Below are 25,744 nucleotides of genomic sequence, written 5' to 3' on the forward strand. Positions count from 1 at the left end.
CGGGTGATGACTGCTCTCCGCCCCGTGCGCTGGTTCCGCGATTTCGGGCGGCCGCCGCGCATCCTCGGTCTCGACGTCGCGCGGGGTCTGGCGATCCTCGGCATGGCCGGTGCCCACGTCGGCGTGACGGAGGCGTTCGAGTGGGGCGACCCGACCACCTGGACCGACCTCGTGCACGGCCGCTCGTCGATCCTCTTCGCGCTGCTCGCCGGCGTCTCCATCGCCCTCATGACCGGGCGCGACGTGCTGCCGGAGCGGGAACGCCTCCCTGGCATCCGCCTCAACCTCGTGGGCCGCGGCGCGGTGATCTTCGTGATCGGCCTCGCCCTGGAGCTCCTCAACACGCCGATCGCCGTGATCCTCACCCTCTACGGCCTGCTCTACGTCGCGGTCATCCCCGTGCTGCGGTGGCGGCCCCGGCAGCTGCTCCTCGGCGCCGCCGTCCTCGCCCTCGCCGGTCCGGCGCTGCTCGCTCTGCTCAGCGCGGTGGCGCTGCAGCCGTTCGGCGCGGGCATCGGGTTCGTGCTCTACGGCACCTATCCGATCACCGTGTGGCTGGCTCTCGTGCTGGGCGGCATGGCTCTGGGCCGGCTCCGGGTGCAGGAGCTGCGCACGGCCGTCGTCGCTCTCGTCGTCGGCGTGGTCCTCGCCGCGATCGGCTACGGTCTGGGTGCCCTCGGAGCGGGCGCGGGGCTGGGCGGGACGGAATCGATCGTCTCCTCGACGAGCGTGTCCTCCGGGAGCGAGAGCATCGAGATCCTTCCCGGCGAAAGCCTCTCATCGTCGTCTTTCATCCCCGATGATGTGATGCCACCGTCCGGCTGGGAGAGCTACCCCGAGGCGCTCGCCGCGACCGATCCGCTCGGCTCGATGGTCCGCGCGGTCTTCGCCGTCGACCCGCACAGCGGCGGCACCGCCGAGATCCTGGGCTCCGGCGGGTTCGCCCTTGCGGTGATCGCCCTGTGCCTGCTCCTGAGCCGTCCGCTGCGCTTGCCGCTGCTGCCCCTCGGCGCGCTGGGGTCCATGCCGCTCACGGCATACAGCCTGCACGTCGTCTCCGTCGTCCTCGTCGCCGGCCCCGGAGGCTTCATCGCGGACAACGCCTTCTGGGCGCTCACCGCCGTAGGGCTCTTGCTGGTCACGACGCTGTGGGCGATGTTCGTCGGACGTGGTCCCCTGGAACGCCTCGTCGGAAAGGGCGCCGCCGCGATGGCCGCCGTGCCTCGGCGCTGACGCTTTTCGTCATCCGCACGGGCGCACCTGTCATCACAGGTCTTAGGCTGGGGGGATGACCATTCCTGCACTCGAACTGAACGACGGCAACTCCATCCCCCAGCTGGGCTACGGCGTCTTCAAGGTGCCGCCGGCAGAGACCGAGAAGGCGGTGAGCGAGGCTCTCGAGATCGGGTACCGCCACATCGACACCGCCGCGATCTACGGCAACGAGGAGGGCGTCGGCGCGGCCATCGCGTCCTCCGGCATCCCCCGTGAGGAGCTCTTCGTCACCACGAAGCTGTGGAACGACCGCCACCACGACGACGAGCCCCGCGCCGCCATCGGCGAGAGCCTCGAGAAGCTCGGCCTGGAGCAGGTCGACCTCTACCTCGTGCACTGGCCCACCCCGGCGAAGGACGACTACGTCCACGCGTTCGCGAAGCTCATCGAGCTGCGCGACGCGGGCCTGACCCGCAGCATCGGCGTCTCGAACTTCCTCGTGCCGCACCTGGAGCGCACGGTGAAGGAGACCGGCGTCGTCCCGGCCGTGAACCAGATCGAGCTGCACCCGGCGTACCAGCGCCGCGAGGAGGTCGCCTGGGCCGAGGCCAACGGCGTCCGCATCGAGGCCTGGGGTCCGCTCGGCCAGGGCAAGTACGACCTCTTCGGCACACCGGCGATCGCGGAGGCGGCCGCCGCCCACGGCGTGACCCCCGCACAGGCCGTCCTGCGCTGGCACCTGCAGAAGGGCATCATCGTCTTCCCGAAGTCGGTGCGTCCGGAGCGCCTGCGCGAGAACCTCGACGTGTTCGGCTTCGAGCTGACCGACGCCGAGATCGCCGCGATCGACGCGCTCGACCCGCTCGACGGCTCCGGCCGCGTGGGCTCGCACCCGGACGAGGTCAACTGATCCCGCCCTCATACCGGCCGCGGGCTCGGCACTGACGCCGTCACCGGGCCAGCACTGACCGGAGCCTTGCTCCCGAGCCCGCGGCCCGCGGCTCGTCTCCGTTCCACATGACGCCCCGTGTCGCTTCGCGCGACACGGGGCGTCCGCGTGGGTACCGTCGAGCCCATGACAGCTCCGCTCCGCGTCGTCGCCGTCTCGGGCTCCCTCCACGAGCCGAGCAAGACCACCGCCCTCCTCCGTGCGATCACCGCCGCGGTCGCCGAGCGCGCCCCGGTCGAGGCGCAGCTGATCGAGCTCACGCAGGTCGGGCCCTCGCTCGCGGGTGCTCTCACCCGTGACCAGCTCCCGCCGGAGGTGGAGGCACAGCTGCAGGCGATCGAGACAGCCGACCTGCTCATCGTGGGCAGCCCGGTGTACCGCGCCTCGTTCACGGGGCTGTTCAAGCACCTGTTCGACTTCGTGGACCAGTACGCCCTCGTCGGCACGCCGGTGCTCCTCGCGGCGACCGGTGGCGGCGAGCGACACGCGCTCATGATCGAGCACCAGCTGCGCCCGCTGTTCGCGTTCTTCCAGGCGCTCACCCTCCCGCTTGGCGTGTACGCGAGCACGACCGACTTCGACGGCTACGAGGTGGCGACGGACGTGCTGCGTGCGCGGATCGCGCTCGCGGCCGAGCGGGCCCTCCCGCTCGTCGGCTACACCCTGTCCCGTCCCGCGGAGCTGCTCGTCGGCTGATCCTGGTCCGGAGCCGGTGCGCCCCGCGTAGCGTGGGAGCATGACGAACCGTCTCGCCGACACCCTCAGCCCCTATCTGCGGGCCCACGCCGACAACCCCGTCGACTGGTACCCCTGGGGAGAGGAGGCCTTCGCCGAGGCGCGCCGCCGGGACGTGCCGATGCTGATCTCGATCGGCTACTCCACCTGCCACTGGTGCCATGTGATGGCGCGCGAGTCGTTCGCCGACCCGGGGACCGCCGCCCGCATCAACGAGGGGTTCGTCGCGGTGAAGGTCGACCGCGAGGAGCATCCGCACGTCGACGGGGCCTACATGGCCGCCGCGTCGGCGTTCACGCAGAACCTCGGCTGGCCGCTCACGGTGTTCACCACGCCTGCCGGACGCGCCTTCTACGCGGGGACGTACTGGCCGCCCGAGGCGCGACCGCCGATGCCCGCGTTCCGCGATGTGCTGGCCGCGGTGCGCGAGGCGTGGACGACGCGACGGGCGCAGGCCGAGGAGTCCGCCGACGCGGTGACCGCGGCCCTCGCCGAGGCGGCGGAGACCACGGCATCGAGCCTCCCGGACGCCACGGCCCTCGCGGAGGCCGCCTGCGGTCTCGCCGCCAGGGAGGACGCGGAGTTCGGCGGCTTCGGCGGAGCTCCGAAGTTCCCGGTGGCCACGACCCTGCGGTTCCTCCAGGAGCCCCTCATCCGCGCGGCCGCACCCGAGGCGGCGGCTGCGGCCGAACGCGCCCTCGCGGCGATGGCGGACTCGGATCTGCGTGACGCCGACGGCGGGTTCTTCCGCTATGCGACCCGGCGTGATTGGACGGTGCCGCACTACGAGCGCATGCTGACCGACAACGCCCAGCTGCTCGAGGTCGCGCTCGACGCCGGCGACGAGGAGACCGCCCGCGGGATCGCCCGCTTCCTGCTCGGCACGCTGCGGCAGGAGGGCGGCGGCTTCGGCGCTGCGCAGGATTCCGAATCGTGGATCGACGGGGCCCGCAGCGAGGGGGGCTACTACCTCCGTCCCGTCGCGGAGCGCGCGGCGCTGGAGCCGCCCGCCGTGGACGGCAAGGTCATCACGGGATGGAACGGCCTCGCGATCGCGGCACTCGCCCGGGCGGGGGCGGCGCTCGGCGAGGACGCGTGGATCGCCGCCGCTGCGGAGGCCGCCGCTGCCGTGCTCGACACCAACCGCGGGGCCGACGGCGCGCTCGTGCGGGCATCGCTGGACGGCCGGGCCTCCGCCGCGGTCGCCACGGCCGCCGACCTCGCGCTGCTCGCCGAGGGCCTGTTCGCCCTCGCGGCGGCCACCGGCGACGTCGCTCCGGCGTCCACGGCCCTGGGCCTCCTCGACGGAGCGCTGGACGGCGCCGCGGGGGACGACCCGATGCTCCGCGCGCAGGGCATCGCCGCCTCGCCCGACCACACCGACGGCGATCTCCCCTCGGACACGGCGGCGGTCGCGCACGCCGCGCTTACCGCCTGGCGGCTGGGAGCGGGGGACCGCTATCGCGCGGCAGCAGTGGAGCGGGTGGAGGCCCTCGCCTCCCGGGCGCTCGCCCAGCCCTTCGCCCACGGCAGTCTGCTCCGGGTCGCCGCCGGACTCGCCGCGGCGCCGCGGCAGCTCGTCGTGGTGACGGAGGAGCCGGGTGGGGCGCTCGCCGCCGTGGCCCGCGGAGCCGATGCCGATGTCGTCGCGGTCGTCACGCCGGCGCAGACCGCGGCGTTCGCCGCCGCGGGGTTCGAGCTGTTCGAGGGCAAGGAGGCGACCGCCGAGCGCGCCTACGACTGCCGCGCCTTCGTCTGTCGCCTGCCGGTGAGCGATCCGGCCGCGGTCTCGCGCGCACGGTGAGCGCCCTTCCCCGACGCAGCGCTGTGCATTCTGCCTACCGTGCGGCGTCCGTCTGCCCGTCGAGTGCGCGCGATGCGCAGCTTCGAGTGCACGGTTTGCCCAGCGCCCGCGATCCGTTCTAGGGTGACGCGACCCCTCTCGGATCACAGCAAGGATGCTCTGACGATGACTCTATCCGCCCGCGCCGGTCTCGACGCCGTGCCCGCCTACCGACAGGGGCGCTCCGCCCCGGCCGGTGCCTCCAAGCTCTCCTCGAACGAGTCCCCGCATCCGCCGCTGCCCTCCGTCGTGCGCGCCGTGCAGGACCGGGTGGCCGGCATCCACCGCTACCCGGACATGAGCGCCTCCGCGGTCCGGGAGGCGCTCGCCGCCCGGTATGCGGTGGACCCGGCGCAGGTGACCGTCGGCGCGGGGTCGGTGGAGATCGCCGCCCAGCTCATCCACGCGGTCGCCGGCGAGGGGGACGAGGTCGTCTTCGCATGGCGGTCCTTCGAGGCCTACCCCTCGCTCGTCCGGATCGCGGGCGCGACGCCCGTCGCCGTGCCGCTGGATACCGATCACGGACACGACCTCGACGCGATGCGCGCCGCGATCACCCCGCGCACACGTCTCGTGTTCGTGTGCAACCCCAACAACCCGACCGGCACGGTCGTCGACGCCGAGGCCCTGGAGCGCTTCGTCGCCGCGGTGCCGCACGACGTCCTCGTCGTCATCGACGAGGCCTACGTGCACTTCGACCGCACGGACAGCCGCGGCGCCGGCATCGAGCTGTTCCGCCGCCACCCGCACGTCGCGGTGCTGCACACGTTCTCCAAGGCGTACGGCCTGGCCGGGCTCCGCATCGGCTACGCGATCGCCCCCACCGCGATCGCCGAGGCACAGCGCAAGGTGGCCGTGCCGTTCGGGGTCACCGACCTCGCCCAGGCCGCAGCCCTCGCCTCGCTCGCCGCGGAGGACGAGCTCGCCGTCCGCATCGACGAGGTCGTGGCGCAGCGCGATCGGCTGTACACCGTGCTCACCGCTGCCGGCTGGCCCGCCGTCCGCTCGCAGGCCAACTTCGTCTGGGTCCCCGCGGGGGAGCGCACCGCCGAACTGGACGCCCTCCTGCATGTCGGCGGCGTGGTCGCCCGCGCCTTCCCCGGCGAGGGCATCCGCATCTCGTCCGGCTCCGCCGCCGACATCGACAGGGTGGAAGCCGCCCTCGCGGTCTCCGGCGACGCCGCGCACGAGTCCGACCACGATTCCGACCTGATGGAGGTGGGCGCGTGACCACCGAGGTCCCCGTCACCACGACGACCACGAAGGGCCTGCACCCGGGCCTCACCCGCCGCCAGATCTCCATGATGGGGCTCGGCGGCGCGATCGGCGCGGGGCTGTTCGTCGGCTCCGGGCAGGCGATCAGCATCGCGGGACCCGCCGTGCTCATCTCCTACCTCGTCGCGGGCGGCATCGTCGTGCTCGTGATGGCGATGCTCGCCGAGATGGTGGCGGCCCGCCCCAGCTCCGGCGCCTTCAGCTCCTACGCCCAGAAGGCCATGGGGCGCAGCGCCGGCAGCGCGGTGGGCTGGCTGTACTGGATCCAGCTCGTCGTCGTGATCGCCGCCGAGGCGACCGGCGCGGCCGGGATCGTGGCGAACTGGGTACCTGGGATCCCCGCGTGGGTGTGGGTGCTCGTGTTCGTCGTGGCGCTCACCGCGGTGAACCTCTTCGGCGTGCGCAACTACGGCCGTTTCGAGTTCTGGTTCGCGGCGATCAAGGTCGCCGCGATCATCGCCTTCCTCGTCGTCGGCGTGTGCGCGATCGTCGGACTCATCCCCGGCGTGCCGGCGACCGGCATCTCGAACCTGATGGATGAGGGCGGCTTCGCCCCGCACGGCATCACCGGCATCGCCGCGGCGCTCCTCATCGTGGTCTTCGCGTTCGGCGGCACCGAGGTCGTCGCGATCGCGGCCGCCGAGTCAGACGACCCCTCCCGCAACATCCGCCGGATCGTGCGCGAGGTGCTCGTGCGCATCCTCGTCTTCTACGTCGGCTCGATCTTCGTCATCGTCGCGGTGCTCCCGTGGGACGACCCCGCCGTGCAGGCCGGTCCGTTCTCGGCGGTTCTGGACACCCTGAACGTGCCGGGCGTCGGCCTCGTGATGGACCTCATCGTGGTGATCGCGCTGCTCTCGGCCATGAACGCCAACATCTACGGCGCCTCGCGGATGGCGTACTCGCTGGGGGAACGCGGGCTGGCGCCGCTATCCGTCACCCGGACGAGCCTCAAGGGCGTGCCGTTCGTCGCCGTCCTCGCCTCGGTGGCCTTCGGCTTCGTGACCGTCGGACTCAACTGGGCCTTCCCGGACGTGGTGCTCCCGGCGCTGCTGAACGTCGTGGGGTCGACCCTGCTGGTGATCTGGACGGCGACGGCGATCTCCCAGATCGTGCTGCGCCGGCGGGCCGACCGTGCCGGCGAGGCGATGCCCATGCGGCTCTGGGGCTTCCCCTGGGTGTCGTGGCTGTGCCTCGTGCTGCTCGCCGCCGTGATCGCGCTCGCGATGATCGACCCGGCTGCGCGCATCCAGCTGCTGCTCACGCTCGGGCTCACCGCGGTGCTGCTCGTCGTCGCCCGCCTAACGCGGGGTGTCTCCCGCCCCGGCATCGTCAAGGAGTGACGTGCGGATCGATCGCCTCGACGCCGCGCTGATCCGGCTGCTGACGGAGTCGCCGCAGCTGCCCCTCCTGGAGTGCGCGCGCCGGCTGGGCATCGCGCGGGGGACGGCCACGAGCCGCCTCGCGCGCCTGCACGAGGGTGGCGTGATCGAGGCGATCGTGCCGCGCATCGACCCCGCCGGCTTCGGGTACGGCGTCGTGGCGTTCTGTCTCGTCGAGATCGATCAGAAGGTGGGGCATGACGACGTCGCGACCGCCCTCGCGGACGCGGTGCCGGAGATCGTCGACATGCACACGGTGACCGGCGCGAGCGACATGCAGCTTCGGCTCGTCGCCCGCGATGCGACCCGCCTCCAGGAGGTGCTGGACCGGGTCGCCCTTGTGCCGGGGGTCGCGCGGACCGCGTCCTCCATCGCGATGCGCACGCATCTCTCGGGTCGCGTGCTCCCGCTCGTGGAGCACGTGGCCGACGAGGTCTCCTGACCCGGGCTCGGGGTCCGGTCGGTCAGACGCCGGTCAGACCCAGCCCGGCAGCCAGTTGTGCAGGCGCCAGAAGTCGTAGGGCACGCTCATCCCCGTCCACAGCGGCAGGAAGAACGCCGAGACGAGGACGACGACGCCGAGGAAGATCAGGACGGTCCGCTGTCCCGACTGGCGGCGCGGGAGCGGGTCCTCCCGGCGCCCGGCGATGATCCGCAGTGTGGCGGTGAGCGCGAGCACGAGGAACGGCATCATCACGACCGTGTAGAACTGGAAGATCGTCCGGTCGGGGAACATGAGCCAGGGCAGATAGGTCACCGCGAGCCCCACGAGCGGCAGGCTGAGCGCCGGGCCGACCGGCTGCCGCGTGATCCAGCCGCGGACGAGGCGGTAGAGCAGGTACACGCTGGCCGCGACGCCGCCGTACCAGATGAGCGGGTTGGGGATCGCCGAGATCACGCCGATGCAGTGGTCGACGCCGCAGCCGGTGGGGTCGCTGTCGACCCACACCGCGGTCGGGCGGAGCAGGAAGGGCCACTCCCACGCCGGGCTCGCGTACGGGTGCCCGCGGGTGAGGCCCACGTGGAACCCGAGCATGGCCTCGTGATAGTTCCATAGGGCGATGAGAGGGTTCGGATCGCTGCCGCGGTCGTAGCCGTTCGCCGTCACCAGCCATCCGGTCCAGCTCGCGAGGTAGACCGCGAACGCGGGGACGACGAGGAGGACGAACGACACCGGCCCCTGGCGGAAGACCGCGGACGCCGGCCACACGACGACCCCGCCGCGGCGCCGGGCGAGGGCGTCGGTGATGACGACGTAGAGTCCGAAGCCCGCGAGCACGTACAGCCCCGACCACTTCACCGCCGAGGCGGCGCCGAGTGCGAGCCCTGCGGCGACGAGCCACGGACGACGCCAGAGGATCGGTCCCCACAGCGGGTGCTCGTCGTCGGGGTTCCGACGTTCGAGCAGGGGGATCGTGTGCTGGCGGTCGATGAGCACGAACAGCACGCCCAGCAGCACGAAGAAGGTGAGGATGCCGTCGAGCAGCGCGATGCGGCTCATCACGATGCTGAGGCCGTCGATCGCGAGGAGCGTCCCCGCCACCGTCGCCGCCACGACGGAGCCAGTCAGGCGTCGCGCGATGAGGAAGACCAGCAGCACCGATCCCGCACCGAGGACGGCGGTCGCTAGACGCCAGCCGGCGCTGTTGTCCGGGCCGCCGATGGCCATGCCCAGCGCGATGAGCCACTTCCCGAGCGGCGGGTGCACGATGAAGGCGCCCTTGTTCGTCAGCGGGAGCTCCTGCAGGGTGATGAAGGCGTCGTTCGCGTTCTCGCCCCACACCCCCTCGTACCCGAGGCTCCACAGCGACCAGGCGTCCTTGACGTAGTAGGTCTCGTCGAAGGCGAGCTGGTGCGGATGTCCGACGTTCGCCAGGCGCAGCACCGCCGCGAGGGCCGTGACCAGCAGCGGGGCCAGCCAGCCGATCGCCCGGCCCCAGTCCGGAGCCTGCAGCACGCGGTCGCGGAGTCGCTCGTAGCGCGTGAGCCGTTCCTCGGGGAGGGGCAGGAGGGGCTCGGGCGCGGTCACCGGTCCAGCCTAGACACACTCCACCCTGTGCTCCCGGTATGCCGGCTCCGGTCCCGCTGCGGGTCCACGCCTAAGCTGGGCGGGTGATCATCCTCGCCGCGACCCCGATCGGAAACCTGGGCGATGCGTCGCGGCGACTCGTGGAGGTGCTGGAGAACGCGGAGATCGTCGTGGCGGAGGACACCCGCACGACGCAGCGCCTCCTGCAGGCCCTCGCGATCGACAACCGGCCCCGCTTGATCGCGCTGCACGACCACAACGAGAAGCAGAAGGCCGCGGAATTGGCCGCGCTCGCCGCGGAGACCGACCTCGTGGTGCTGAGCGATGCGGGCATGCCGACCGTGAGTGACCCGGGATACGGCCTCGTCGCCGAGGCGGTGGCGCAGGGGGTCACGGTGACCGCGATCCCGGGGCCCAGCGCGGTGCTCATGGCCCTGGCGATCTCGGGGCTGCCGACGGACCGCTTCACCTTCGAGGGGTTCCTGCCGCGGAAGCCGGGGGAGCGCCGGGCGACCCTTTCCGCCCTCGCCGCCGAGCCCCGCACGATGGTGTTCTTCGAGTCGCCCTCGCGCCTGGCGACGACCCTGACCGACATGGGGGCCGCTTTCGGCGCGGACCGCCGGATCGCCGTGTGCCGGGAGCTGACGAAGCTGTACGAGGAGGTCCGTCGTGGCAGCGCGTCCGAGCTCGCCGCCTGGGCCGCCGACGGCGTGAAGGGCGAGATCGTGGTGGTCGTCGAGGGGGCACCGCGGCGGGAGGCCTCCCCGGAGGACGCCCTCGCCCAGGTACAGGCCCTGGTCGCGGACGGCACCCGCCTGAAGGATGCGGCCTCCGAGGTCGCGGCCCTGACGGGCTTGTCCTCCCGGGATCTGTATCAGGCGGCCCTGGCGGCGCGGTCGCGGTGACCCCCGTCGCAGATTCGCACCCCGGTTGCGGGGATGCGGGGGGCGGCTGCGGCATGAGCCCGGATCTGCGGCCTCCCGCCGGACAGGACCCGGTCGCGCGCGCCTACGACGAGAGGGCCGCGGAGTACCGGGAGGTCGCGGGAGACCTGGGACTGATGGATCCGCGCGACCGCGAGCTCATCCGGCGGTGGCGCGAGGAGACCCCGGGGCGGCTGCTCGATGCGGGCTGCGGCCCCGGGCACTGGACGGCCTTCCTGCACGGGGGCGAGGGGCGGGACGTCGAGGGGATCGACCTCTCCTCGGCTTTCATCCACGGGGCGCGGGCGCAGTATCCGCACCTCTCGTTCCATCACGGGTCGTTCCGGACGCTGCCGCAGGCATCGGGCACCGTCGGCGGCGTCCTCGCGTGGTACTCCGTGATCCACACGCCTCCGGCCGAGCTCCCGGACGTGTTCGCCGAGTTCGCCCGGGTGCTCGCCCCCGGCGGGAGCCTGCTCCTCGGCTTCTTCGTCGGCGAACCCCGGGTCGCCTTCTCCCATGCCGTCGCCCCCTCCTTCTTCTGGACCGCGGAGGCCCTGTCCCCGCTGCTCGCCGCGGCCGGTCTCGAGCTGCACTGGTCCGAGACCCGCGAGCGCGAACCGGGCGAGATCAGCTCCCGCCCGCACGGAGCCCTCCGCGCCCTCCGCTCCTGACCCGCCCGTCCACGCACGCCCTCGCAGGTCTGCACCGTGTCGCAGACCTGCACCGTGTCGCAGAGACTGGCCCCATCCCTGCGACACCGACGCGAATCTGCGCCCGCGCGCGGGAGCGGGAGGGGGCACCGGGGGAGACTGTCCTACGCTGACAGGACCAGGACCCGGACCAGAACCAGGACCAGAACCCGCGAGCGAGAGGAGTCCGCGTGAGCAAGGCCGCGACGGTGTACGACGTCGCCGACCGCGCCGGAGTGTCGATCGCGACCGTGTCGCGGGTGCTGCGCTCGCCGGAGGCCGTCCGTCCGGTGACCCGGGAGCGGGTGCTCGACGCGGTCGCCGCGCTGGGGTACGTCCCCAGTGGGAGCGCGCGGGGTCTCGCGGAGCGCCGGACCGGGGTGCTGGGGCTGTACTTCCCCGGATTCGACGCCGCCGAGGACGCTCCGCCCCTCGACGTGCTGTCCGCCGCCGCCCGCCCGCCGTTCACGGTCGTGTCGGACGAGCAGGACGCGCCGCACTCCTCCATGCTGTTCCTCGACGAGGTCCTCCGCGGCGCCGAGCTGGAGGCGTGGAAGCAGGGGTTCGTGCTCATGGTGGGCGTCGGCCGCGACGATCCCGACCGCTCCACCGTCCGCGACATGGCAGGCCGCGTGGACGGGCTCATGGTGCTCGCCCGCAGCGTGCCGGACGCCGTGCTCGCCCGGCTGGCCCGCCGTATCCCGGTGGTCGTGCTGTCCGGACCGCCGCGGGGCGATGCCTACGACCACGTCACGGTGAGCAACGTCGAGGCGATGGGGGAGCTGACCCGCCACGTGCTGTCCCAGGTCGGGGAGGGGGAGATCGCGTTCCTCGCCGGCCCGGCCGACTCGCCCGACGCCGAGCAGCGGTGGGAGGGCGTGTCGACCGCGCTCGCCGCGGCGGAGCGCGACCCGGCAGCGGTACGCATCCTCCGGGGCGACTTCACCCGCGCCTCCGGGCGTCGGGCGGGGGAGCGGCTCGCGCGCGACGGCGTGCCCGCCGCGCTCATCGCCGCCAACGACCAGATGGCCCTCGGGGCCATGGACGTGTTCCGCGGGGCGGGCGTGCGGGTGCCGGACGACGTCCTCGTCACGGGGTTCGACGGCATCGAGGCGGCGACCCTGGTGTCGCCGCCGCTGACCACGATCCGGCAGCCGATGATCGAGCTCGGGCGTGCGGCGGTGCAGGTGCTCGCGCGACGGCTGGAACAGCCGGACGCCCCGCCGCTCACCACGCGTCTGCCCCTCCAGATCCTCCTCCGCGAGAGCTCCACGCGCCCCTCCTGAGTCGACGCGACCGCGCCGCCCCGGAGGGTCTCCTGGCTCACCACGGGGTTGCCGATTCAAAATGTATGCGCTTACAATCTGGTGTACGGCTTCGGCCGGCAGGACTCCCCACCCCCCGGGGCGCCCTTCATGACAGAGACGACATGAGGTCATCCAGTGGCAGAGACGCACACCTTCCGACGCTGGCGCCGCGCCGCCGTCGTGGGGCTCGCGGCCGCAGCGGTCGCACTCAGCGGCTGCAGCATCCAGATCAGCTCGCAGCCCGACCCCTCGATCGGCGACGACACGATGCTCATCAACGCCGACAAGGGCAACCCGTTCTTCACGCAGAACTTCAACCCCTACCTCACGAACACCCGGACCGCCTCGCGGTGGATCTACGAGCCGCTCATCCTGGTGAACCCGCTCGACGGCGAGCTCACCCCGTGGCTCGCGTCCGAGTGGACCCAGCCCGACGCCCGCACGATCGTGATGACGGTCCGCGACGGCGTGGAGTGGAGCGACGGCGAGCCCCTCACCCCGGAGGATGTGGCCTTCACGTTCCAGCTCATCAAGGACGAGCCTTCGCTCGACATCAAGGGCGCGTGGCAGCACATCGACCGCATCGAGGTCGACGGCGACGACGTGGTGTTCCACCTCCAGGGCGAGGACGCGCCGTCGCTCTCGATCCTCGGGCAGACCATGATCGTGCCCGAGCACCTGTGGGCCGACGTGGAGGACCCGGCCACCTGGCGCAACGAGGAGCCGGTCGGCACCGGCCCGTTCGTGCTCGGGAACTACAACGACCAGCAGTACTCGATGGACCGCAACCCGGACTACTGGCAGGCGGACAAGATCGAGATCGAGCACATCATCCTGCCGGCCACGAACACCCAGCTCGACACCGTGACCCGCGGCTACGACTGGGCCTACTCCTTCATCTCCGACGTCGAGGGCACCTGGGGAGCGGCGAGTCCCGACAACACCTGGTGGTTCCCGCCGGGTGGCGTCATCTCGCTCGTGCCCAACCTCGAGGTCGCCCCGTTCGACGACGTGAACGTCCGTCGCGGCATCGCGCTCGCGCTCGACCGGGAGGAGATCGCCGAGACCGCCTCCGAGGGCTACATGCAGCCCGCCGGGCAGACCGGCCTCATCCTGCCCAACCAGGAGAAGTACCTCGACCCGGAGATCCCGGACCAGGGCATGCTCGCGCAGGACCGCGACGCCGCGCTCGCGGCGTTCGCCGAGTCCGGGTACACCCTGCAGGGTGACCAGCTCGTCGGCGAGGACGGCGAGCAGCTCGCGTTCTCGCTGACCACCGCCAACGGATACTCCGACTGGACGCGCGCCGCCCAGACCGTGCAGCGCCAGCTCGCGGACGTCGGCGTCAAGGTGTCGCTCAAGCTCCCGCAGCCCGCCGGCTACCAGAGCGCGATCGGCACCGGCGACTTCGAGATGGCGATCGGCGGCATGGGCAACGGCGACGTGTACCAGGCCTACAACAGCCTGCTCTCCAGCGACTTCTACGTGCCGGCCGGCGAGGTCACGACCAACAACTTCGAGCGCTACCGCTCCCCGGAGGCCGACGCCCTGCTGGAGGAGTACCGCGCCACGATCGACCCCGACCGCCAGACTGAGATCGTGCACGAGCTGCAGAGCATCGTGTACGAGCAGGTCCCCGTGATCGGCCTGTACTACGGCGGGATCTGGGGCCTGTTCAACGACGCGAAGTTCACCGGCTGGCCCTCCGCGGACGATCCGTACATGATCCCGCAGAACTACGATTCGGCGCCGCTGGGCATCTTCACCCACCTGAAGCGCACGGACGGGGGAGACCAGTGAAGTACGTCCTCCAGAAGATCGGCCTGTTCCTGCTCACCCTGTGGGCCGCGATCACCCTGAACTTCTTCCTCCCGCGACTCATGCCCGGCTCTCCCGCCGACGCCGCGATCGCGAAGCTCTCCCAGAACGGTCCGGTCTCGGACGCCACGCGCGCCGCGATCGAGGCGCAGCTCGGAGTGCCGACCGGATCGATGTGGGACCAGTACGTGGCCTACCTCGGCCAGGTCGTCCGGCTCGACTTCGGCGTCTCGTACACGTTCTACCCGCAGACCGTGTCGAGCATGGTCTCCACCGCGCTGCCGTACACACTCGGCCTCGTCGGCATCGTCACGATCCTCGCCTTCGTGATCGGCACCCTCATCGGCGTGATGGCCGCCTGGCGGCGCGGCACGTGGCTGGACTCCCTGCCGACGCTGACCGGGTCGTTCCTCAGCACGTTCCCGTACTTCTGGACGGCGCTGCTGCTGCTGTTCTTCCTCGGCTACGTGCTGCACTGGTTCCCGACGACCGGCGCCTACTCGGCGACGACCACCCCGGGCTTCACCTGGGACTTCATCGTCGACCTCGTCCGGCACGCGTTCCTGCCGGCGCTGACGATCCTGCTCACCTCCCTCGGCGGCTGGATCATCGGCATGCGTAACGCGATGATCAACACGCTCGGCGAGGACTACATCACCTTCGGCGAGGCGAACGGCCTCCGCGGCCGCACGATCGCCCTCCGCTACGCGGCCCGCAACGCGATCCTGCCGAACCTCACCGGCTTCGGGCTCACGCTCGGCGGCGTGGTGGGCGGCTCGATCCTCGTCGAGCAGGTGTTCGGTTATCCGGGCATCGGCTACCTGCTGTTCAACGCCGTGATCGGGCAGGACTACCCGCTCATGCAGGCGCTCTTCCTGATGATCACCGTGAGCGTGCTCATCGCCAACTTCCTCGTGGACATCCTCTACGGGGTTCTCGACCCGAGGACTCGCCGATGACGACCCCGAACCCCACCCCCAGCACCGTGACCGTCAAGGTCCCCACCGCCCGCATCGCGGCGCCCAGCCCGTGGCGCGCCTTCGGCCGCATGGTCGGCACCCTGTGGTCCAACGGCAAGGCCCGCATCGGCCTCTGCCTCCTCGCGTTCTTCGTGCTCGTCGCCGTGTTCGCCCCGCTCCTGGCTCCGTACGGCCCGAAGGAGAACGGGTTCCCGCGCAACGCCGACGCCTCGTGGGAGCACTGGCTCGGCACGACCGCGGCCGGGGAGGACGTGCTCAGCCAGCTCATCTACGGTGCCCAGGTCAGCCTCCTCGTGGGCTTCGCGGCCGGGCTCCTCTCCACGATCGTGGCCGTGCTGATCGGTCTGAGCTGGGGCTACATGCGCGGCTTCGCGGGCGAGGTCGTCGGGTTCATCGTGAACCTCTTCCTCGTGATCCCGGGCCTGCCGCTGATGATCGTGATCGCGGCCTACCTGCAGAACGGCGGCATCCTCATGATCATCGCCGTGATCGTCGTGACCGGCTGGGCCTGGGGCGCCCGCGTGCTGCGCAGCCAGACCCAGTCCCTCCGCGGCAACGACTTCGTCACCTCGGCGCAGTTCTCCGGCGACAGCAGGGCGCGGATCGTCTTCCGCGAGATCCTGCCGAACATGACGTCGATCATCGCCGGCACCCTCTTCGGAGCGGCGACGGCGGCGATCCTCGCCGAGGCGGGGCTGGAGTTCCTCGGCCTCGGCGACTCCAGCATCGTCAGCTGGGGCACGATGCTCTACTGGGCGCAGAACTCGAACTCCCTGCTCACCGGCCAGTGGCTGCTGCTGTTCGCGCCCGGTCTGTGCATCGCGCTGCTCGCCCTCAGCCTCACACTCATCAACTTCGGCGTGGACGGCATCTCCAATCCGCGCCTGCGCGAAGGGAAGGGCCGATGAGCGCCATGGAGCACGACGACATCCTCCTCGACGTCCAGTCGCTGTCCGTGGAGTACGCCTCCCCGGGGCAGGAGCCGGTGCCGGCCGTGCGCGACGTGTCGTTCGCGCTCCGGCGCGGCGAGTTCGTCGGGCTCGTCGGCGAGTCCGGGTCGGGCAAGTCCACGCTCGGCTTCGCGCTCACGCGGCTGCAGAAGCCGCCGGCGCGCATCAGCGGCGGACGCATCCTGTTCGACGGCCGCGACATCCGCGAGCTCGACGCCGAAGAACTGCGGCGTCAGCGGCAGGGCGGCTTCGCGATGGTGCTGCAGTCCGGCATGAACGCGCTGAACCCCGTGCGGACCGTGGGCAACCACTTCCGCGACATCTTCGCCGCGCACGGTCATGTGCCCGCCGAGCAGCGCCAGGCCAGGGCGCGGGAGCTCGTCGGCAAGGTGGGGCTCAAGCCGGAGGTGCTCGACCGATACCCCGGTGAGCTCTCCGGCGGCATGCGGCAGCGCGCCTCGATCGCCCTCGCCCTCTCGCTCGAACCCCAGCTGATGGTGTTCGACGAGCCCACCACCGCGCTCGACGTGCTCGTCCAGCACGCGGTCATGGACACGATCCAGGAGCTGCAGCGGTCCGAGCGCTTCACGGCGATCCTCATCAGCCACGACCTCGGGATCGTCCTCGAGGCGACCGACCGGGTGATGGTCATGCACGAGGGCCGCATCGTGGAGGACGCCCGCAGCCAGGACATCCTGCACCGCCCGCAGGACGAGTACACCCGGATGCTGCTGAGCCACTACGCCGACCCGCGCGCCGAGAAGATCGAGATCCCCGGGTTCGTCGATCTCGGCACCCGCCGCCGGGAGGGACGCAGCCGTACGGACGTCACCGAGACCCTGCCGACCGTGTCGCCGCGGGACGCCCGGCGCGCGGATGCCGCGATCGTCGTGGAGGGCGTGACCAAGCGCTATCCGGCACCGCGCCGCGGCCAGGATCCGGTCGTCGCGGTCGACGACGTGTCCTTCCGCCTGGAGCCGGGGGAGGCGCTGGCGCTGGTCGGTGCCTCCGGCTCGGGCAAGTCGACGATCGCGAAGATGCTCACCGGGGTCGAGAAGCCGACCTCGGGCCGCATCCGCTTCGGCGAAGTCGATGTCGCGGCCCTGAAGCGCCGAGGACTCCGCGACCTCCGCAAGGACGTGCAGATGGTGTTCCAGGATCCGTACGCGGCCCTGAACCCGCTGCACACCGTCGAGTACGCCCTGACCCGTCCCGTCGTGAACTACACGAGGCTGCGCGGGGCGGAGGCCAGGGCCCGTGTGCTCGAACTGCTGGAGACGGTGGGCCTGACGCCCGTCGAGCAGTTCGCCGCCAAGCTGCCGCACCAGCTCTCCGGCGGGCAGCGGCAGCGCGTGGTGATCGCCAGGGCGCTCGCGAGCGACCCGCAGGTGCTCATCGCGGACGAGCCGGTGTCGATGCTCGACGTGTCGCTCCGCGCCGGCGTGCTCGCGCTGCTGGAGGACCTCCGCGAACGGTGGGGCATCAGCATGCTCTACATCACCCACGATCTGCTGAGCGCGCGGCTCGTCACCGAGAACATCCTCGTGCTCAACAGCGGCCGCGTCGTCGAGCGGGGCGAGACCTCGCAGGTGCTGCAGCATCCGGAGGACCCGTACACGGTCGAACTGCTCGACGCCGTGCCGAACCCCGCCCGCGCCCGCTGACGCGCGACGAACGACTGCAAGAAAGAGAGAGGAGCGCATCCGTGCTCGCATTCCCCGACGGCTTCCTCTGGGGCGCCGCGACCGCCGCCCACCAGGTGGAGGGCAACAACACCACGAGCAACTGGTGGGCGATGGAACACGCCCCCGACTCGCCCATGGTCGAGCCCTCCGGTGACGCCGCCGACCACTTCCACCGCTACCCGGAGGACATGCGGCTGCTCGCCGAGGCCGGGCTGAACTCCTACCGGTTCTCAGTCGAGTGGGCGCGGATCGAGCCGGAGCGCGGGTTCGTCTCGCGGGCGATGCTCGATCACTACCGCCGCATGATCGACACCGCCAGGGAGAACGGGCTGGACCCGACGGTCACCCTCATGCACTTCACGGTGCCGCAGTGGTTCCAGAAGGACGGCTTCTGGCGTGCCGACGACGCGGTGGACCTGTTCTCCCGATATGTGGAGACCGTGCTGCCGATCCTCGACGGCGTGCGCTACGTGTGCACGATCAACGAGCCGAACATCGCCGCGATGCTGGCCGGGGGCGAGGACGCGGCGAACCTCGTCGCCTACGGCCTGCCGAATCCGGACCTCGGCGTCGCGGACACCCTGCTGACGGCCCACCGGCGCGCGTCCGAGATCCTGCACACGGTGCCCGGGGTGCAGGCGGGCTGGACGATCGCCACCCAGGCCTTCCACTCCACCGGCGAGCCCGGCGCCGACGAGATGCTCGCGACGTACGGCGACCCGCGCGACCACTGGTACCTGGAGCAGTCCGCCGGAGACGACTTCGTGGGCGTGCAGGCCTACACCCGCACGTTCATCGGTCCGGAGGGGCCACTGCCGGTGTCGCCGGACGTGGAGACGACGCTCACGGGCTGGGAGTTCTTCCCCGAGGCCCTCGAGCTGGGCGTGCGGAGCGCGTGGGAGCGCAGCGGCGGCGTCCCCGTGCTCGTCACGGAGAACGGCATCGCCACGGCCGACGACACCCGGCGCATCGCCTACACGCAGGGCGCGCTGGAGGGGCTGCACCGCGCCATCAGCGACGGCGTCGAGGTCCGCGCCTACCAGCACTGGAGCGCGCTGGACAACTACGAGTGGGCGAGTGGATTCCGGCCGACGTTCGGTCTCATCGGCTTCGACCACGAGACCTTCGAGCGGTTCCCGAAGCCCTCGCTGGCCTGGCTCGGCGAGGTCGCCCGCCGCAATGGGCTCTGACCAGCCGCACGGCGTAACCACGGGCATGGGGGCACCTAGAATTGTCCCCATGCCCGCTGGCGACTCCTTCTACATCACCACGCCCATCTACTACCCCTCCGATGTGCCGCACATCGGTCACGGGTACACGACGGTGGCCGTCGACACGCTCGCACGGTGGCACCGCCAGGCGGGCGACGACACCTGGATGCTGACGGGCACCGACGAGCACGGTCAGAAGATGCTGCGGGCCGCGGCCGCCAACGGCGTCACCCCGCAGGAGTGGGTCGACAAGCTCGTCAGCGAGAGCTGGTTCCCGCTGCTGAAGACCCTTGACGTCGCGAACGACGACTTCATCCGCACCACGCAGGAGCGGCACGAGACCAATGTGCAGACGTTCTTCCAGCGGCTCTACGACCGCGGGTACATCTACGCGGGCGAGTACGAGGCGCTCTACTGTGTGGGCTGCGAGGAGTTCAAGCCGGAGTCCGAGATCGTCGACGGCACCGGTCCCTTCGAGGGGCTGAAGGTCTGCGCCATCCACTCCAAGCCGCTCGAGCTGCTGCAGGAGAAGAACTACTTCTTCAAGCTCAGCGAGTTCCAGGACCGCCTGCTCGAGCTCTACAAGACCGAGCCCGACTTCGTGCGGCCCGATTCGGCGCGCAACGAGGTCGTCTCCTTCGTGAGCCAGGGCCTCAAGGACCTGTCGATCTCCCGCTCGACCTTCGACTGGGGCATCCCGCTGCCGTGGGACGAGTCGCACGTCATCTACGTGTGGGTCGACGCGCTGCTCAACTACGCCACGGCCGTCGGCTACGGCTCCGACGAGGAGACCTTCGCGCGCCGCTGGCCCGCGTACCACGTGGTCGGCAAGGACATCCTGCGCTTCCACGCCGTGATCTGGCCGGCGCTGCTGATGGCGGCCGGGCTCGATGTGCCGAAGGGCGTCTTCGCGCACGGCTGGCTGCTCGTGGGCGGTGAGAAGATGTCGAAGTCGAAGCTCACCGGCATCGCGCCGACCGAGATCACCGACGTCTTCGGCTCCGACGCGTACCGCTTCTACTTCCTGTCGGCGATCGCGTTCGGCCAGGACGGCTCGTTCTCCTGGGAGGACCTGTCCGCGCGGTACCAGGCCGAGCTCGCGAACGGCTTCGGCAACCTCGCCTCGCGCACGACCGCGATGATCGAGAAGTACTTCGAGGGCATCGTGCCGCCGGCGGCCGAGTACACCGAGGCCGACCTCGCGATCCAGCGGATCGTCGCGGACGCCGCGACGAAGGCGGACGCCGCGATCGGCCAGTTCCGCATCGACGAGGCGATCTCCGCGATCTGGACCATCGTCGACGCGCTCAACGGGTACATCACCGAGAACGAGCCGTGGGCGCTCGCCCGCGACGAGGACCAGCGCGAGCGTCTGGGCACCGTGCTCTACACGTGCGCCGAGGGGCTGCGGGCGCTGGCCGTGCTGCTGTCGCCGGTGATGCCGCAGTCGACCGAAAAGCTGTGGATCGCGCTCGGCGCCGCGGAGACCCTGGGGCGGCTGCAGGACCAGCCGATCCGCGAGGCGGGGGCCTGGGGCGTGCTGAAGCCGGGCACGAGCGTCAACGGCCTCGCGCCGCTGTTCCCGCGCGTGGAGTCCACGGCCTGACATCCGGGCAGGACACCATGGCGGAGACCTACGTGCGCGAGCGCTCGGGCGACGGGCGCAAGGACCGGACCTATCCGGCGGCCCCGGAGCCCCTCGCGGTGCCCGTGTACGACAACCACGCGCACCTCGAGATCGCCGATGGTGACCAGCCCATGTCTCTCAAGACCCAGCTCGACCGGGCGGAGGCCGTCGGTGTCATCGGCGTCGTGCAGGCGTCCGGAGACATCGAGTCGTCCCGCTGGGCGGTCGAGGCCGCCGCGTCCGACCCCCGGGTCCTCGCCGCGGTCGCCATCCACCCGAACGATGCCCCGACGTACGCGGAGGAGGGGCGCCTCGACGAGGCGCTCGCGGTCATCGACGAGCTCGCCGCCCATCCGCGCACGCGCGCGATCGGCGAGACCGGGCTCGACTTCTTCCGCACCGAACCGGAGCGCCGTGCGCCGCAGTTCGCCTCCTTCGAGGCGCACATCGCGCTCGCGAAGAAGCACGGCATCGCGATGCAGATCCACGACCGGGATGCGCACGAGGCCGTGCTGGAGACGCTGACGCGGGTCGGGGCCCCCGAGCGCACCGTGTTCCACTGCTTCTCCGGCGACGAGGCGATGGCTCGGGTGTGCGCCGACGCGGGCTACTACCTGTCGTTCGCCGGGAACGTGACGTTCAAGAACGCGCAGAACCTGCGCGACGCGCTGAAGGTCACCCCGCTCGATCGCCTCCTCGTCGAGACGGACGCTCCGTTCCTCACGCCGGTCCCGCTGCGGGGCCGCCCGAACGCGCCGTACCTCGTGCCTCTCACGGTGCGCTTTCTGGCCGCGGAGCTCGACCTGGACGTGGAAGAGCTCTCCGCGCAGCTCGCCGAGAACACGCTGCGGGTCTACGGCTCGTTCGCCGGCTGACCCTCCCGATCGACGTCCTCGGGCCCGGTCTCGGCGACGGGCTTGGCACTGACGATGTGCGAGATGGGCTTCCACACCAGCACCAGGGTGATCGCCGCCCCGCCGAAGGCGAACCACCACGGTGCCGTCAGGCCCCAGGTCTGCGCGATGACGCCGCCGAGGGCCTGACCGACGATCATGCCGCCGAAGACGCCGACCATGTTGACCGAGGCCACGCGCCCCTGGAGGGAAGCGGGGACGAGGCGCTGCCGGACGGTCGTGGAGATCGTGCCCCACACGAAGGCGTACGCCCCGAAGAAGAACATGATGACGAGGGCCACCGTGCCCGTGGTGGTCAGCGCGAACGCGAGATGCATGAGCACCTCGAGCGAGAGGACGATGCGCATCAGGCTCGCGAACGACACGTGCCGTTCCAGCCAGCCGAAGCTCAGAGTCGCGAGGATGCCGCCCGCCGCGGACGCCGTGGTGAGCGCGCCGTAACCCACGGGCCCCATCTGCAGGTGCTCGGTGGCGTAGAGCACGAGCACGCCCCACGGCGCGGCCCAGGTCACGTTGAAGACGAGGATGATGAGCACGAGCATGCGCACCGGCGGATTGCGCCACAGCCAGCGCAGACCCTCCGCGATGTCGGTGTGCACCGGCGGGTGGCTCTCGGTCTCCCGCGGCGGGACGGGCGTGCGGGCCATGCGGGAGATGAGGACGATCGCGAGCGTCACGCACAGCACCTCGACGAGGAACGGCCATGCGCTCCCGGCGGCGAAGAGGAACGCGCCCAGCGGCGGCCCGGCGAACTGGTTGGCGACGAGATACCCGGCCTGCAGGCGCGCGTTCCCGATACCGAGGTCTGCCGGCTTCACGAGCATCGGCAGCAATGTGCTCCCCGCGGTGTCGACGAAGACCTCGGCGGTGCCGTAGAGGAACGCGACGGCGAGGACGATCCCGATGTTCGCGGTTCCCGTCACGAGGAACACGCAGAGGGCCGCGAGCACGACGGCGCGCACGGCGTTGGCGGTCATCACCAGGCGCCGCCGATCGAAGCGGTCGGCGATGGCCCCTGCGTGCAGTCCGAAGAGCAGCCACGGTAGGAACTGCAGGATGGCGCCGGAGGCCACGAGGATCGGCGACGACGTCATCGACGCGATGAGCAGGGGAGCGGCGGCCAGCGCCACACCGTCTCCGATGTTGCTCGTCCACGACGACGCGAGCAGCCAGCGGAAATCCCTGCCCAGGCGCCGCGGAGCGATCAGTTCACCGAGGGAGGGCACCTCCGAAGGATAGCGATGATCACGGACATCACCCAGGAACCGGGCACGGCCCGTCATCCGGGAGAATGGGACCATGACCGTCACCTTGCTCGGGGCCACCGAGATCCGCCGTCTGGCCGCCGAGCTCGATGTCACCCCCACCAAGAAGCTCGGACAGAACTTCGTCGTCGACGCGAACACCGTCCGCAAGATCGTCCAGGCCGCCCGTGTACAGCCGGGGGAGCGGGTGGTCGAGGTCGGACCGGGACTCGGGTCGCTGACCCTCGCGATCCTCGAGGCGGGGGCCGCCGTCACCGCCGTGGAGATCGACCACCGCCTGGCCGCCCGCCTGCCGCAGACCGCCGACGAGCACGGCGTCCCGGAGGGGATGCTCACGGTGGTCGACGCGGACGCCCTCCGCGTGACGGAGCTGCCCGGCGAGCCGACCGTCCTCGTCGCGAATCTGCCGTACAACGTGTCGGTGCCGGTCCTGCTGCACTTCCTGGAGACGTTCCCGCACCTGCAGCGGGGCGTCGTGATGGTGCAGGCGGAGGTGGCCGAGCGGCTCGCCGCGAAGCCGGGGTCGAAGATCTACGGCTCGCCGAGCGTCAAGGCCGCCTGGTACGGCGAGTGGAAGCTCACCGGGAACGTCTCCCGCCAGGTGTTCTGGCCGGTGCCGAACGTCGACAGCCTCCTCGTCGGCTTCGACCGCTCCGAGGGCGAGCGCGGCCCGGTGGAGGAGCGCCGGCGCACCTTCGCCATCGTCGACGCGGCCTTCAACCAGCGGCGCAAGATGCTCCGGCAGGCCCTCTCCGGCCTCTTCGGCAGCTCCGCCGCGGCAACCGAGGTGCTCACCGCCGCCGGCGTCGCGCCGACCGCCCGCGGGGAGGACCTCACGGTCGACGACTACCAGCGGATCGCCCAGCACGCAACGGCGATCGAGGGTTCCGGCGTCAGCGGCTAATCTGGCACGGTGACCGACTCCCCCCGCTTCCGCCCCGACGTCCCCGAACTGCACCGTCCGTACGCCGCCGACGAGGGCCGCTACGGACGGTTCGCCTACCGTCAGGTGGGCGCCTCCGGCCTCTACCTGCCCCCGATCTCGCTCGGGCTCTGGTGGAACTTCGGCGACAACATCCCGCTCGACAACCAGCGGGCTCTCCTGCGTCACGCGTTCGACAACGGGATCACGCACTTCGACCTGGCGAACAACTACGGCCCGCCGTACGGCTCGGCCGAGAAGAACTTCGGCCGCATCTTCGCGGAGGACCTGCGTCCTTACCGCGATGAGCTGATCATCTCGTCGAAGGCCGGCTGGGACATGTGGCCCGGACCGTACGGCGACTATGCGAGCCGGAAGTACATCCTCGCGAGCGCCGAGCAGTCGCTCACCCGCATGGGGCTGGACTACGTCGACATCTTCTACTCGCACCGCGTCGACCCGGTCACCCCGATCGCCGAGACGGTCGGCGCGCTCGACACCCTGGTGCGCCAGGGCAAGGCGCTGTACGTCGGCATCTCCTCGTACAGCGCGGAGCGCACGGCCGAGGCCGTCGCCGTGGCGAAGGAGCTGGGGACGCCCCTGGTCATCCACCAGCCCGCGTACTCGATCCTCAACCGCTGGATCGAGGACGGCCTCACGCAGACCCTGGAGGAGTCGGGCCTCGGCGCCATCGCCTTCACCCCGCTCGCCCAGGGGCTGCTCACCGACAAGTACCTCGGCGACGGCACGGCCGAACGCGCACAGCAGCGCGGTTCGCTGCCGAACGGCAAGCTGTCCGAGGACGCGGTCCAGACCCTCCGAGCGCTGAACGAGGTCGCGCAGGGCCGGGGGCAGTCGCTCGCGCAGCTCGCGCTGCAGTGGACGCTGCGCACCCCGGTCGTCGCCTCGGCGCTCATCGGCGCCTCCCGGACGGAGCAGCTCGACGAGAATCTCGCCGCCCTCGACGGTCCCGCGTTCACCGACGAGGAGCTCCGCCGCATCGACGAGCTCGCCGGCGCCATCGACGTGAACCTGTGGGCGACCTCCTCGGACCTGTGACCCGCTCATGAGCCTCGCCGCGTCCTCCGGGTCCGTGCACGTGCGCGCGCCGGGGAAGATCAACGTCTACCTCGGTGTCGGCGGGCGCCATGACGACGGCTATCACGCCCTCGCGACGGTCTTCCAGGCGGTCTCGCTGTACGAGGACGTGATCGCCAGGGACGCCGACGACTTCTCGATCACGGTGACCGGGGTGGAGGACGACGGCTCGGTTCCGCTCGACGACCGGAACCTCGCGATGCGGGCCGCCAAGCTGCTGGCGACGGCGACGGATCACCCCGGAGGGGTCGCGCTGCAGATCCGCAAGAGCGTCCCGGTCGCCGGCGGTATGGGCGGGGGCTCCGCGGACGCCGCGGCCGCCCTGGTCGCCTGCGACGCCCTGTGGGGCACAGGACTCTCGGCTGCGCGGCTGCACGACCTCGCCGCGCGACTCGGTGCCGATGTCCCCTTCGCGTTGCACGGCGGCACCGCCGTGGGCACCGGTCGCGGCGATCAGCTGAATCCGGCTCTCGCCCGCGGGCGCTTCGACTGGCTGCTGGTGACCAGCGACGAGGGGCTGTCCACGCCAGCCGTGTACACCCGGCTCGACGAGCTGCGCGAGGAGGAGGGGGCTCTCGCCGACGATCCGCCGCTCTCGCTCGACGTGCCGATCCCGGTGCTGCAGGCGCTGCGCACCGGAGACGCCTGGCAGCTCGCCGACGCACTCCACAACGACCTTCAGGCGGCCGCGCTCGACCTGCGACCGGATCTGGCGCAGACCATCGAACGCGGGGTCGCGGCCGGTGCGCTGCACGGTCTCGTGTCCGGCTCGGGGCCCACCGTGGCCCTCCTCTGCGCGGATCCCGAGTCCGCGCAGGCGGTGCAGACGGCCCTCCGCGAGGACGGTCTCGATCCGCTGCACGTGCACGGCGCCGTCCCCGGAGCCCGCATCATCGGCTGAGTCTGCCCGATTCCCTCGCGTCC

General features: G+C 71.2%; 22 protein-coding genes. 20 read left to right on the forward strand and 2 right to left on the reverse strand.

The features are described 5' to 3' along the window. Positions 1-6: 6 nt before the first annotated feature. The 7 genes from ACFU8V_RS15645 to ACFU8V_RS15675 all read left to right on the forward strand — a co-directional run bounded on the left by ACFU8V_RS15645 (position 7) and on the right by ACFU8V_RS15675 (position 7,841). Positions 7-1,233, forward strand: a complete 1,227-nt coding sequence (locus ACFU8V_RS15645; RefSeq protein WP_378872596.1) for a heparan-alpha-glucosaminide N-acetyltransferase domain-containing protein — start codon at positions 7-9, stop codon at positions 1,231-1,233. Between the two features lie 55 nt (positions 1,234-1,288). Then, positions 1,289-2,125 carry an aldo/keto reductase gene (locus ACFU8V_RS15650; protein ID WP_071330032.1) on the forward strand — a complete coding sequence of 279 codons (837 nt, stop codon included), beginning with the start codon at positions 1,289-1,291 and terminating at the stop codon, positions 2,123-2,125. Positions 2,126-2,290: 165 nt separating this feature from the next. Next, a complete protein-coding gene (gene msuE, locus ACFU8V_RS15655) occupies positions 2,291-2,860 on the forward strand; it encodes an FMN reductase (RefSeq protein ID WP_025105598.1) in 570 nt (189 codons plus the stop codon). Between the two features lie 40 nt (positions 2,861-2,900). Beyond that, a complete protein-coding gene (locus tag ACFU8V_RS15660) occupies positions 2,901-4,703 on the forward strand; it encodes a thioredoxin domain-containing protein (RefSeq protein WP_378872600.1) in 1,803 nt (600 codons plus the stop codon). A 165-nt stretch (positions 4,704-4,868) separates the two neighbouring features. Then, a complete protein-coding gene (gene hisC / locus ACFU8V_RS15665; RefSeq protein ID WP_085606121.1) occupies positions 4,869-5,972 on the forward strand; it encodes a histidinol-phosphate transaminase in 1,104 nt (367 codons plus the stop codon). Next, entirely contained in the window at positions 5,969-7,360 is a 1,392-nt protein-coding gene (locus tag ACFU8V_RS15670; protein ID WP_378872603.1) for an amino acid permease, read from the forward strand. Before hisC ends, ACFU8V_RS15670 begins: the two co-directional genes overlap by 4 nt. Before the next feature lies 1 nt (position 7,361). Further along, the gene (locus ACFU8V_RS15675; RefSeq protein WP_025105602.1) at positions 7,362-7,841 is read left to right on the forward strand and encodes an Lrp/AsnC family transcriptional regulator; all 480 of its coding nucleotides are present in this window, start codon (positions 7,362-7,364) and stop codon (positions 7,839-7,841) included. 33 nt (positions 7,842-7,874) lie between these two features. On the opposite strand, the gene ACFU8V_RS15680 is transcribed toward ACFU8V_RS15675, so the two are convergent. After that, positions 7,875-9,428: a dolichyl-phosphate-mannose--protein mannosyltransferase gene (locus tag ACFU8V_RS15680; RefSeq protein ID WP_378872607.1), complete on the reverse strand. Its 1,554-nt coding sequence runs from the start codon at positions 9,426-9,428 to the stop codon at positions 7,875-7,877. Positions 9,429-9,511: 83 nt separating this feature from the next. On the opposite strand from ACFU8V_RS15680, the gene rsmI reads away from it, so the two are divergent. The 10 genes from rsmI to ACFU8V_RS15730 all read left to right on the forward strand — a co-directional run bounded on the left by rsmI (position 9,512) and on the right by ACFU8V_RS15730 (position 21,496). Then, positions 9,512-10,333, forward strand: coding sequence for a 16S rRNA (cytidine(1402)-2'-O)-methyltransferase (gene rsmI, locus ACFU8V_RS15685; RefSeq protein WP_378872610.1), 822 nt, complete (start codon positions 9,512-9,514; stop codon positions 10,331-10,333). A 53-nt stretch (positions 10,334-10,386) separates the two neighbouring features. Next, positions 10,387-11,025, forward strand: a complete 639-nt coding sequence (locus tag ACFU8V_RS15690; RefSeq protein ID WP_085606113.1) for a class I SAM-dependent methyltransferase — start codon at positions 10,387-10,389, stop codon at positions 11,023-11,025. A 209-nt stretch (positions 11,026-11,234) separates the two neighbouring features. Then, complete coding sequence (locus ACFU8V_RS15695; RefSeq protein WP_085606111.1) at positions 11,235-12,329, forward strand: LacI family DNA-binding transcriptional regulator; 1,095 nt, start codon at positions 11,235-11,237, stop codon at positions 12,327-12,329. A gap of 156 nt (positions 12,330-12,485) precedes the next feature. Then, a complete protein-coding gene (locus tag ACFU8V_RS15700; RefSeq protein ID WP_303709437.1) occupies positions 12,486-14,150 on the forward strand; it encodes an ABC transporter substrate-binding protein in 1,665 nt (554 codons plus the stop codon). Beyond that, the gene (locus ACFU8V_RS15705) at positions 14,147-15,127 is read left to right on the forward strand and encodes an ABC transporter permease (RefSeq protein WP_025105608.1); all 981 of its coding nucleotides are present in this window, start codon (positions 14,147-14,149) and stop codon (positions 15,125-15,127) included. The genes ACFU8V_RS15700 and ACFU8V_RS15705 overlap by 4 nt, the downstream gene beginning before the upstream one ends. After that, on the forward strand, positions 15,124-16,056 hold the full coding sequence (locus ACFU8V_RS15710; protein ID WP_025105609.1) for an ABC transporter permease: 933 nt from the start codon (positions 15,124-15,126) through the stop codon (positions 16,054-16,056). The genes ACFU8V_RS15705 and ACFU8V_RS15710 overlap by 4 nt, the downstream gene beginning before the upstream one ends. A gap of 5 nt (positions 16,057-16,061) precedes the next feature. After that, a complete protein-coding gene (locus ACFU8V_RS15715; RefSeq protein WP_374209027.1) occupies positions 16,062-17,762 on the forward strand; it encodes an ABC transporter ATP-binding protein in 1,701 nt (566 codons plus the stop codon). 41 nt (positions 17,763-17,803) lie between these two features. Beyond that, a complete protein-coding gene (locus ACFU8V_RS15720) occupies positions 17,804-18,973 on the forward strand; it encodes a glycoside hydrolase family 1 protein (RefSeq protein ID WP_303709439.1) in 1,170 nt (389 codons plus the stop codon). Positions 18,974-19,022: 49 nt separating this feature from the next. Continuing rightward, on the forward strand, positions 19,023-20,600 hold the full coding sequence (gene metG / locus ACFU8V_RS15725) for a methionine--tRNA ligase (RefSeq protein ID WP_025105612.1): 1,578 nt from the start codon (positions 19,023-19,025) through the stop codon (positions 20,598-20,600). A gap of 17 nt (positions 20,601-20,617) precedes the next feature. Next, positions 20,618-21,496: a TatD family hydrolase gene (locus ACFU8V_RS15730; RefSeq protein WP_126893582.1), complete on the forward strand. Its 879-nt coding sequence runs from the start codon at positions 20,618-20,620 to the stop codon at positions 21,494-21,496. On the opposite strand, the gene ACFU8V_RS15735 is transcribed toward ACFU8V_RS15730, so the two are convergent. Beyond that, a complete protein-coding gene (locus ACFU8V_RS15735; protein WP_126893583.1) occupies positions 21,475-22,761 on the reverse strand; it encodes an MFS transporter in 1,287 nt (428 codons plus the stop codon). The two genes, ACFU8V_RS15730 and ACFU8V_RS15735, sit on opposite strands and share 22 nt — an antisense overlap. A 73-nt stretch (positions 22,762-22,834) precedes the next feature. Here ACFU8V_RS15735 and rsmA point away from each other — a divergent pair, with 73 nt between their 5' ends. From rsmA to ACFU8V_RS15750, 3 genes are read left to right on the forward strand one after another with little or no spacing between them, the layout of a single operon-like run. Then, on the forward strand, positions 22,835-23,704 hold the full coding sequence (rsmA, locus tag ACFU8V_RS15740) for a 16S rRNA (adenine(1518)-N(6)/adenine(1519)-N(6))-dimethyltransferase RsmA (protein WP_378872621.1): 870 nt from the start codon (positions 22,835-22,837) through the stop codon (positions 23,702-23,704). A gap of 9 nt (positions 23,705-23,713) precedes the next feature. Beyond that, a complete protein-coding gene (gene mgrA, locus ACFU8V_RS15745) occupies positions 23,714-24,781 on the forward strand; it encodes an L-glyceraldehyde 3-phosphate reductase (RefSeq protein WP_085606093.1) in 1,068 nt (355 codons plus the stop codon). A gap of 7 nt (positions 24,782-24,788) precedes the next feature. Then, positions 24,789-25,721 (forward strand): 4-(cytidine 5'-diphospho)-2-C-methyl-D-erythritol kinase, encoded by a 933-nt coding sequence (locus ACFU8V_RS15750; RefSeq protein ID WP_126893585.1) that lies wholly within the window; start codon positions 24,789-24,791, stop codon positions 25,719-25,721. The last annotated feature ends 23 nt before the right edge of the window (positions 25,722-25,744 follow it).

The organism is Microbacterium sp. NPDC057658, from assembly GCF_042799975.1.
Lineage (GTDB): Bacteria > Actinomycetota > Actinomycetes > Actinomycetales > Microbacteriaceae > Microbacterium.